The organism is Aureimonas sp. D3 (assembly GCF_001463805.1).
Classification (GTDB): domain Bacteria; phylum Pseudomonadota; class Alphaproteobacteria; order Rhizobiales; family Rhizobiaceae; genus Aureimonas; species Aureimonas ureilytica_A.
Window position 1 is genome coordinate 62,596 of record NZ_BBWM01000067.1, and the last position, 6,000, is coordinate 68,595.

At 66.5% G+C, this 6,000-nt stretch carries 6 protein-coding genes; 5 read left to right on the plus strand and 1 reads right to left on the minus strand.

Annotated elements, in window-relative coordinates:
• Positions 1 to 226 precede the first annotated feature (226 nt).
• The 4 genes from AUL36_RS20720 (at position 227) to AUL36_RS20735 (ending at position 4,306) form a co-directional block, all read left to right on the plus strand.
• Positions 227 to 1,351, plus strand: coding sequence for a GGDEF domain-containing protein (locus AUL36_RS20720; protein ID WP_062223856.1), 1,125 nt, complete (start codon positions 227 to 229; stop codon positions 1,349 to 1,351).
• Positions 1,352 to 1,452: 101 nt separating this feature from the next.
• Positions 1,453 to 2,319 (plus strand): acyl-CoA thioesterase II, encoded by an 867-nt coding sequence (gene tesB / locus AUL36_RS20725; protein ID WP_062223858.1) that lies wholly within the window; start codon positions 1,453 to 1,455, stop codon positions 2,317 to 2,319.
• 242 nt (positions 2,320 to 2,561) lie between these two features.
• Positions 2,562 to 2,900, plus strand: coding sequence for a P-II family nitrogen regulator (locus tag AUL36_RS20730; RefSeq protein ID WP_062223871.1), 339 nt, complete (start codon positions 2,562 to 2,564; stop codon positions 2,898 to 2,900).
• A gap of 17 nt (positions 2,901 to 2,917) precedes the next feature.
• Positions 2,918 to 4,306 carry an ammonium transporter gene (locus AUL36_RS20735; RefSeq protein WP_062223860.1) on the plus strand — a complete coding sequence of 463 codons (1,389 nt, stop codon included), beginning with the start codon at positions 2,918 to 2,920 and terminating at the stop codon, positions 4,304 to 4,306.
• Positions 4,307 to 4,384: 78 nt separating this feature from the next.
• Here AUL36_RS20735 and AUL36_RS20740 read toward each other — a convergent pair whose 3' ends face one another.
• On the minus strand, positions 4,385 to 4,696 hold the full coding sequence (locus tag AUL36_RS20740) for a GNAT family N-acetyltransferase (protein WP_062223862.1): 312 nt from the start codon (positions 4,694 to 4,696) through the stop codon (positions 4,385 to 4,387).
• A 316-nt stretch (positions 4,697 to 5,012) separates the two neighbouring features.
• Between AUL36_RS20740 and AUL36_RS20745 the strand changes: the two genes are divergently transcribed.
• The coding region (locus AUL36_RS20745; RefSeq protein WP_244497186.1) for a DNA translocase FtsK 4TM domain-containing protein at positions 5,013 to 6,000 on the plus strand (988 nt) is incomplete at its 3' end.

The window sequence follows — 6,000 nt, forward strand, 5'->3', positions numbered from 1 at the left end:
CCCAGCAAGCTTTTCAGGTGGCTGTGACTGCGAACGGCAAGAAAGGCAGCATGACCTTGCGGAAATCTGGACGATCCGATCGCTATGTGTCGGGTCGGTATATCGGGTGTTCGAGCCCTTGGCATCGGCGTCCGGCTCCAAGGTCGGATCTTCCATGGGTTTCGCAACTCAAGGTTACATTTTGGAGTCCTGGCACCCATCGGGCTGCCGTCTTGGGGAGGCGAGTTTGACGGCGGGTTCCGAACCCATTCGCGCTCGCAGGCTCTTCCAGCAGGAGATGGACGAAACCTACAAGACGCTCGTATCCGGGTTGGCTTTCAGCCTTTTACCCAGCACTATCATGGGGGCGACGATCGTCGCTGTCGGCATTTTCGCCTATCTTCAAGTGGGCTCTCCAGCCATTCTGGGCGCAACGCTCGTCGGCATGGCCGCATCCCTGGCCAAGCTCGTCGTGCTCGTGGCGCATCAGCTCCGGCTGCGGCAGGCCGTTCCGAGCGTGGAGGAGGCACGCCTATGGGAGTTGGTCCATACCGTGACGACCTGCCTCGTCGCCTCATCGGTCGGCGGCCTGTCGGCAGGGCTTTTCGCGCGCCTCGATGCGGGACTTCACGTACTGGGAACGGCTCTCGTCTTCGGCTATTGCTCGGGCGTCGCCATGCGGCTTTTCATCCGGCCGCGGTTGGCCATCGCCGCCGTGGTGATCGCTGCCCTTCCACCCGCCATTTCGACGCTCGTCTTCGGCAGTGGGGCCGACAGGCTGTTGGGTCTGATCCTTCTTGTCTTCCTGTGCGGCAGCTTCGAAAGCATCCGGCATATCTACGACGTGTCCGTGCAGGAGATCGAATCGCGCATCACCATGACGCGCCTGGCGCGAACCGACGCACTGACCGGCCTCGGCAATCGCCTCGCGCTTCAAGACCTGCGCACGCTCCCACCCGGCAGGGCCGAAGGGTGGATGGCCGTGCATTGTTTCGACTTGGACGAGTTCAAGTCGATCAACGATCGGTTCGGCCATGACACGGGCGACGCGCTTCTGCGGGCCTTGGCGGGGCGCGTCAAACGCCTGATCGGAGAGTACGACATCGCCGTGCGCCTGGGCGGGGACGAGTTTGCCATCATCCAGACCGGGCTCGGCGGCGCCGATGAGGCGGAGTGCTTCGCCATGCGCCTGACCGACCATCTGATGCAGCCCTACGATCTGACCGGGCGCACCGTCACGATGCGCGTGAGCCACGGTTATGCCGCCGCCCCCGCCGCCAGCGTGCGACTGGACGATATGTTGCGCAGGGCGGACGCGGCCTCCTACCGCGCCAAGTCGCGCGGCGGCGGCGTGGAAGCCGCGCTCGGTTGAGCGCAACCCCGCCCGGTTCTCCCTTCGCCCAAGTCTGCTACATCTCCCCACGCCGCACCGGCTCATGGGTGGCGAGACGGTGCGCTAGGAAGGGAGGTTCCATGAACGATCTGGTGGCCAAGCTGGTGGAAACGCTGGACCTCGAAACGCTGGAAGAGAACCTGTTTCGCGGCATCAGCCCCGCCAATGGCTGGCAGCGCATCTTCGGGGGCCAAGTCATTGCGCAGGCGCTGGTCGCGGCCCAGCGCACCGCGCCGGCCGAGCGGCAGGTTCACTCGCTGCATGGCTACTTCATGCGCCCGGGCGATCCGCGCGTGCCCGTGATCTACGAGGTGGACCGCCTGCGCGATGGCGGCTCCTTCTCCACCCGCCTCGTCACGGCGATCCAGCATGGGCAGGCTATCTTCACGCTTTCGGCCTCGTTCCAGGTGAAGGAAGAGGGGCTCGACCATCAGATTTCCATGCCCGCGCTGCCGGGGCCGGAAGACCTGCCGTCGGGCGAGAGTCTGGGCGAGGACATTCTGGCCCGCGCGCCCGAGCCGGTTCGGCGCTACTGGATGCGGCCGCGCGCGGTGGAGTTTCGTCCCGTCTCGACCGATCACTACTTCAAGCGCGAGAAACTGCCGCCCGAGCAGCACATCTGGGTGCGGGTGACGGCCGATATCGGCGACGACCCGGCCCTGAACGCCGCCGTCATGGCCTATCTCTCCGATATGACGCTGCTCGACACCTCGCTCTTCGCTCACGGGCTCTCGATCTTCGACGAGCGTATCCAAGCCGCCAGCCTCGACCATGCCATGTGGTTTCACCGGCCGCTGCGGGTCAGCGACTGGCATCTCTACACGCAGGACAGTCCCTCCTCCTCGGGCGGGCGCGGGCTGACGCGCGGCTCGCTCTTTTCGCGCGATGGCATACTCGTCGCCTCGGTGGCGCAGGAAGGGCTGATCCGTCCGCGTCGAATGGATTAAAGAATACTCACATGTCTAAAAAAGCGGCGGCGTTCCGAATTCTTCAACGCTACCGCTGACCATCCGAAGGGCAGAAAGCGCTTTCGCACCGCACAAATGCGGCCGAAATCGATCTGTCGCTCAATTGGCACGCATCTTGAATAGGGAGAACTCGTCCCCATCCGGCTCTCGTCGGCATGGGCCGTGTTTCAAGGTCGAACGTGTCGTCCGGCGCGTTCGTTCCCTCCAGGTTCGAGGTGCTCATGAAAATCGTGATGGCGATCATCAAGCCATTCAAGCTGGACGAGGTGCGCGAAGCGCTCACCGCCGTCGGCATCCAGGGTCTGACCGTTACCGAGGTGAAGGGCTATGGCCGCCAGAAGGGCCATACCGAAATCTATCGCGGCACCGAATATGCCGTGAGCTTCCTGCCGAAGCTGAAGATCGAAGTCGCCGTTCCCTCCGACATGGTGGATCGCGCCGTGGATGTCATCGCCTCGGCCGCCAAGACCGGCCAGATCGGCGACGGCAAGATTTTCGTCTACGGCATCGAGCAGGCGGTCCGCATCCGCACCGGCGAAACCGACTCGAACGCGCTCTGAGGGGATACGGTACGAACATGCGTTTTCTGAAGACCTCCCTTGCGACCCTGGCCCTGTCGGGCCTCTCGACGGTCGCAGCCTTCGCGCAGGACACCGGCGTCGCGCCCGCGCCTGAACAGGTGCCGGCGGCTGCCGCCGCCGTTGCGGCCGAAGTCATGGACAAGGGCGACGTCGCCTGGATGATGATATCCACCGTCCTCGTTCTGTTCATGATCCTGCCGGGCCTCGGCCTGTTCTACGGCGGCCTCGTGCGCGCCAAGAACATGCTCTCTGTCTTGATGCAGACCGTGACGATCGCCGCGGTCGTCATGATCATCTACGTCACCTACGGCTATTCCTTCGCCTTCGGCGGCTCCACCAGCGCCTTCTGGGGCGGCACGGGCAAGCTCCTCCTGGCCGGGATCACCAAGGACACGATGTCGGCGACCTTCACCAAGGGCATCGTGATCCCCGAATACGTGTTCATCGCCTTCCAGATGACCTTCGCCTGCATCACGCCGGCGCTGATCGTCGGCGCCTTCGCCGAGCGCATCAAGTTCGGCGCGGTCGTGCTTTTCTCGATCCTCTGGGTCACGATCGTCTACTTCCCGATCGCCCACATGGTCTGGGACGCCAACGGTCTGATCTTCCTTGGCAAGCATGCTGGCGGCGTCGCCGCGCTCGACTTCGCGGGCGGCACGGTGGTTCACATCAATGCCGGCATCGCGGCGCTGGTCGGCGCCTTCATCGTGGGCAAGCGCACGGGCCTCGGCCGTGACAACATGGCTCCCCACTCGATGACGCTGACCATGGTCGGCGCCTCGATCCTCTTCGTCGGCTGGTTCGGCTTCAACGCCGGCTCCAACCTCGAAGCCAATGGCGGCGCGGCGCTCGCCATGATCAACACCTTCACCGCAACCGCCGGCGCGACGGTCGCCTGGGTGCTGATCGAAGCCATCCTGCGCGGCAAGGCCTCGATGCTCGGTGCCGTGTCGGGCATCATCGCCGGCCTCGTCGCTGTGACGCCGGCAGCGGGTGCGGTCGGCCCGATCGGCGCCATCTTCCTCGGCGCGATCGCATCGGCCCTCTGCTACTTCTTCGTGGCCGTGGTGAAGCCGAAGTTCGGCTATGACGACTCGCTCGACGTCTTCGGCATCCATGGCGTGGGCGGCATCGTCGGCGCCATCGGCACCGGCATTTTCGCCTCCACCTCGCTCGGCGGCGGTGGCTACCTCGAGGGCGTCACCATGGGCTCCCAGGTCTACAGCCAGATCGTCGCGGTGCTCATCACCGTGGTCTATGGCGGCATCGTCTCCGCGATCCTCTATAAGATCGTCGATGTCGTCATCGGCCTGCGTCCGACCGTGGAAGCCGAGCGTGAGGGCCTCGACCTCACCTCGCATGGCGAGGCGGCCTACCACGCCTAAAAACGGCCGGGTCTCCCGGTCCGGATTCTCGACACGAAGGGCAGGCGGAGCGATCCGCCTGCCTTTTTTCATGCGCTGTCAGATGCGTCCGAAGGGCTCGTCCTCGCGCGTGGCGACATCGCCGTAGCGCTCAGGGTGGCGCTGGAACAGCGAGCGGACATAGGAGCAGGCCGGCACCACGCTCATGCCCTGTTCGCGGGCATAGGCGACGGCATGGTCCACCAGCTTCTCGGCGATGCCCTGGCCCCGCAGATGCTCGGGAACATAGGTGTGGTCGAACACCAGCGAATTCTGGATGCCGGCCGGCGAATAGGTCAGCTCGGCCCGGTCGTCTCCTTCGCCCGCCGCGAACACGCCGCCCCGGCCGCGATCCTCGTGCCTGATCTCCATGCTCTCTCGCTCCTTTGCTGATCTTCATCGCGCCGCTCGGCGCGCCTGCCTCCTTATGTCGCGCACGCCCCTCGCGGTTCCATCACGCTGGCGGCAGAGGCGGGGGCAAGGCGCTCGGCAGAGAGACTGATGATCCGTCGAATGAGGGTTAAATGCGCTTTAACCAGCTTTCTTTACCTTGGCGCAAAAGGCTGCGTCTTCGACGGCGGGCCGCTTCCCGCCTGTGCGAGAGGGCAGGGCGGGGCGGCCCTTCGAGGCGTGGCACGGGGCACATGCGGGAGCTTTCCCGCCGACTTCAGGGCTCAAGGGCATGGCGATGGCATCGATCGAAGCACGGGAAGAGGGCGCTGGCCGGCTGGGCCGCCCGGCGCAGGTGGTGTTGGGCTTGGCGCTGGTCGCGGCGTCCATCTGGCTTGCCCTGTCCTTCGCGAGCTGGACGGTGGACGACCCGTCGCTGAGCTATTCCAACGACCACGCGGTGCAGAATCTCGCGGGCCACTCCGGCGCGATGATCGCCGATCTCGGGATGCAGCTTTTCGGCCTCGCCGCCGTGCTCTTGCCGGTGCTTCTGACCGCGCGGGGCGTGCTGCTGCTGCTCGGCCGCCGGGTCGGGCGCTCGGGCGCGCGCGCTTGGTGGGCGCTGGCGGGCATGGCGCTGGCCAGCGCCGCGCTGGGCAGCCTTCCCTCGCCCGCGAGCTGGCCGCTGCCGATTGGTCTGGGCGGTGTGGTCGGTGATCTCGTTCTGAAAATCCCGGCGCTCGCCACGGGCACCTATCCGCAGGGCTCGCTCGGCATCGTGCTGGCGGTCGTCTTTGCGCTGCCGGCCGTCTGGTGCGTGTTGAACGGCGCGGGTCTCGTGGCCCGCCTGTCGGACGAGTACGAGGCCGAGATGCATCCGCGCGGCCATGGGGCGGCGCGCGGCCGCCACGACGACGAGCGCGAAGGCGCGATGCAGCTCCTGGCGGGCGCGGCCGGCCACTGGCTTTATTCCGCCCGCTCGGCGCTCGGCCGCAAGATCGGCGACATCGCCGAGGCACGCCGCCTGCGCGACGATCCGTTCGCCCATCGCGACTGGGACCGCGACGCCCCTCTGATGCCGCCCGCGCCCGAAGCGCGCCTGCGCGAGGCGCTGCGCGCGGCCGAGGAAGCCGAAGCCGGCCGCGCGCCGGCCTCGCGCGGCCCGCGCATCGTGCAGCCGCCGCGCTTCGACGAGGCGGTGGAGTTCGAGCCCGACGAGACCGAGATGGGCTTCGTGCCCGAGCCCGCCGTCCGGCCCACGCCGGCCGCACAGCCCCGCGCGGCCG

Bases quoted from the DNA above. Each gene is read 5' to 3' on its own strand.
- tesB (WP_062223858.1), top strand. From the start codon at position 1,453: ATGAACGATCTGGTGGCCAAGCTGGTGGAAACGCTGGACCTCGAAACG.
- AUL36_RS20740 (WP_062223862.1), bottom strand. From the start codon at position 4,696: ATGGAGATCAGGCACGAGGATCGCGGCCGGGGCGGCGTGTTCGCGGCG.
- AUL36_RS20735 (WP_062223860.1), top strand. From the start codon at position 2,918: ATGCGTTTTCTGAAGACCTCCCTTGCGACCCTGGCCCTGTCGGGCCTC.
- AUL36_RS20730 (WP_062223871.1), top strand. From the start codon at position 2,562: ATGAAAATCGTGATGGCGATCATCAAGCCATTCAAGCTGGACGAGGTG.